This is a genomic window from Allobosea sp. CER48 (genome assembly GCF_044752385.1).
Taxonomy (GTDB): Bacteria; Pseudomonadota; Alphaproteobacteria; order Rhizobiales; family Beijerinckiaceae; genus Allobosea.
Map to the genome: position 1 here is coordinate 1 of NZ_JBIWYK010000343.1, position 3,501 is coordinate 3,501.

3 protein-coding genes are annotated in these 3,501 nt (G+C 65.9%); all 3 read right to left on the reverse strand.

Annotated elements, in window-relative coordinates; translation table 11 throughout:
* A partial coding sequence (locus ACIPIA_RS12435; RefSeq protein ID WP_400509952.1) for an ABC transporter ATP-binding protein occupies positions 1–810 on the reverse strand: 810 nt, incomplete at its 3' end.
* The gene (locus ACIPIA_RS12440) at positions 798–2,510 is read right to left on the reverse strand and encodes an ABC transporter permease (protein ID WP_400509955.1); all 1,713 of its coding nucleotides are present in this window, start codon (positions 2,508–2,510) and stop codon (positions 798–800) included. The genes ACIPIA_RS12435 and ACIPIA_RS12440, both read right to left, overlap by 13 nt.
* A 16-nt stretch (positions 2,511–2,526) precedes the next feature.
* Positions 2,527–3,501, reverse strand: a 975-nt coding sequence (locus ACIPIA_RS12445; protein ID WP_400509957.1) for an ABC transporter substrate-binding protein, incomplete at its 5' end; no start/stop codon positions are given.

The window sequence follows — 3,501 nt, forward strand, 5'->3', positions numbered from 1 at the left end:
GCAGCGGACGACGGCCTCGATGCCAAGCACGCTGACCTTGCAGCGCCCCTCCTGCGGCGCGGAAACGATGGTCGCAGGCAGCACCATGCCTTCGCCGATGAAACCGGCGACGGTCACGTTCGCGGGCTCCCGATAGAGCATCGAAGGCGTGGCAAGCTGGAGCAGGCGGCCTCGATCCATCACCGCGATCCGGTCCGCCAGCGCCATCGCCTCGGCCTGATCATGAGTGATGTAAACCATGGTCGTGCCCGTGCGCTCGTGGAAACGCGAAAACTCCTCCTCCATCGAGGCGCGCAGATGGACGTCGAGATTGGCGAGCGGCTCGTCCAGCAACACGAGCGACGGCTCGGTGACCAGACAGCGGGCGAGTGCGACACGCTGGCGCTGTCCACCGGAGAGCATGCCCGGCCGGCGCTGGGCGAAGCCATTCAGCCCGACCAGTTCCAATGCGGCAGCGACGCGACGAGCCCGCTCCGGATCCCGCACGCCCGCAACCGCAAGGCCGTAGGCCACATTTTCGGCCACCGTCATATGCGGCCAGAGCGCGTAGGATTGGAAGACGATCCCGAGCTTGCGATGCTCGGGCGGGACATGGTGATCCGACGAGGAGACGAGCCGGTCGCCGATGCGGATGGTGCCACCGTCGAGCTTGTCGAAGCCCGCGATCTGCCGCAGGAGCGTGGTCTTGCCGCAGCCGGAGGGGCCGAGAACGGCGAGGAACTCCCCATCTGCCACATCGATCGAGACGTCGTCGAGGGCGACGTATGAGCCGAAGCGCTTCTGCGCTCGGTCGATGGTCAATCTCGCCACGGCAGGACCCCCTGGGGCAGTTTTTGAGCAAAGAGTGTCGTCGATGCCATGAGGGCCACGGTGACCAGCACCGTGATCGTCGCCAGCGCCGAGGCGTAGGCGGAATCGCCGCCCTGCTCGAAGGAGAAGACCACCACCCCGAGCGTTTCCGCGCCGGATGACCAGAGCAGTGCCGAGACCGTCAGCTCGTTGAAGGCGGTGAGGAAGATCAGGAGCGCGCCGGCCACCGCCGCGGGAGCCACCAGCGGGAAGATGATGGTGACGAGGCGGCGGGGCAGGCCCGCTCCGGCGACCTGGGCGGCCTCCTCGAGGGTCCGATCGATCTGCAGATAGCCACTGATCACCGGCCTCAGGCCGAGCACGAGGAAGCGTGCGAGATAGGCGAAGATGATGATCCAGACGGTGTTGTAGAGGGAGACACCGACGAGGGGCAGCGGCTTGAGGAAGAGCAGGATCGCGGCGATGGCGAGCACGACGCCCGGCATGGCATAGGGCAGTTCCGCCGCCAGGTTCAGCAGGCGCAGCGCACGCGACTTCTTCCACACGATGAAATAGCCGAGCGGAACGCAGATCAGCACGATCAGGACAGCAGCGCCGGCCGACATCAGAAAGCTGTTCACGAAGGCGCGCCTGGATGCGGCATGCTCGAGCACCACGTAAGCGTAGTTGCCGAGCGTGGCCGTGGCCATGTTCAGCGGCACGCCGAAGGCCGGGATCAGCGAAGTCGTCACGAGGCCAAGGAAGGGCAAGGCCAGCACGAGGACAGCGAAGGTCCAGAGCAGGATCTCCACCGGCACCCGCCAGCGGCCAAGCTCGAACGGGCGCGCGGCGCTGGAGGTGGTGGTTATGCGGAAATCGCGGCGGCGCATCATGAAATCCTGCAGCAGGATGCCGGCCATCGCGATGATGCCGATCAGCAGCGACAGGATGGCTACCTCGGACAGCACACCTGGACCGAGGCCCGCGAGGCGTTGATAGATCAGCGTCGGGAGGACGAGGAAATTGCCGGGGATGCCGAGGAAGGCGGGGATGCCGAAATTGCCGAGGCAGGAGACGAAGCAGAGCGCGATGCCGGCGACGAGTGGCGGCGTCATCAAGGGCAGAACCACGGTGCGCAGCACCATCAGCGGGCCGGCACCGGCAGCGAGTCCGGCCTCGATCAGTTCCCTGGGCAGCGCTCGCAGGCCAGCGCGCAAGGTCAGGAAGACCAGCGGCGCATATTGCAGGCCGAGCAGCAGGATGATGCCCTCGCGCGAGTAAAGCGGGTTGCGGCTACCAAGCGGCGGCGCCATGCCGATCAGCTTGAGCAGCGTGCTCGATGGGCCGAAGAGCTGAAGCCAGGCGAGCGCCGTCACCTGCGGCGCGATCATCAGCGGCAGAACGAAGCAGAAGGTGAAGGCGTTACGCGCTCGAATATCGGTCAGGGTGGCTAGCAGTGCGACCATGCCACCAATCAGCACGGCAATCACGGTACCGGAAATGGCGGTGACGAGGCTGTTCCAGGTTGCCGTCCAGGTCGCCGGGCTGGCAAGCACCTTGCCCAGCGCCGTTGTCGAGAACTGGCCACCGGGCGCCAGTCCTTCGACCACGAGCCGCCCGATCGGCAGGAGCGAGAGCAGCGCGACGAGACAGACGAGGCCCCAGAGGAGGCCCGTCTCCTCGACGCGCGTGCGCAGCGTCGCAGTATCGGCCAAGGACATGCGCACGCGTCCGCGCTCAATTGCCGAACATGGTGGCGAAGCGGGCCTTGTCGGCCTCGGTCGCCTTGACCACGGCCGCGATGTCGGAAGGCATGACGTTGATCTTGGTGCCCTCAGGCAGCCAGGCCGGCGAGCCGACGCCGGGCTTGGCCGGGATGTAGCCCATCGCGAGCGCCAGCTTCTGGCCGTCATCGGAAAGGATGAAGTCGACGAAGGCCTTGGCGGCGGCCTCGTTCTTCGTGGTCTTCACGATGGCTACGGGCTCGGTCACCGCAGGCGCGCCTTCCTTCGGGAAGACGAAGTCGATCGGCGAGCCCTGCTTCTTGGCATTGTAGGCCATGAAGTCGACCAGTACGCCATAGGCCTTCTCGCCGGTTGCGACCGAACGCAGCACCGCGCCATTGCCACGTACGGCGACGGCCTCGTTGGCCTTCAGGCCGTCGAACAGCTTCCAGCCGAGATCGGGACGGGCCGTCATCGTCGACAGCATGATTGCCGCAGCGCCCGAGTAGAGCGGGCTCGGCATCGATATCTGCCCCTTGTAGGACGGCTTGTCGAGATCGGTCCAGGAGGTCGGCTTCTCCTTGGCGGCCGTGTTGTACGCGATGCCGGTCGTGATCAGCTTCGAGCCGAAATAGGTCTTGTCCGAGTCGAAGGAACCGGGCTGGAGGCCATCTGTCTTGGCGCCGGGATAGGCGAGGAGCTGCTTCTGGCCTTTCAGGATCTCCATGCTCGCGGCATCGGCGATCAGAAGCACGTCTGCACCGGGCTGACCCGCCGAGATCTCGGCGGCGAGCTTGCCCATAACCTCCGTCGTGCCCGAGCGGAAAATCTCGACCTCGATATTCGGATACGCCTTCTTGAAGGCAGCTGTCGTCTGGGCTGCATCCTTTTCCGGCTGCGAGGTGTAGAGCACGAGCTTGCCCGACGGGGCCTGTGCGAAGGCCGGGGTCGCAGCCAGCAGCGCGCCGAAGGCAGCCGCCATGACGAG

Excerpts from the sequence above, each read along its gene's own strand:
- ACIPIA_RS12440 (WP_400509955.1), bottom strand. The coding sequence starts at position 2,510 with ATGTCCTTGGCCGATACTGCGACGCTGCGCACGCGCGTCGAGGAGACG.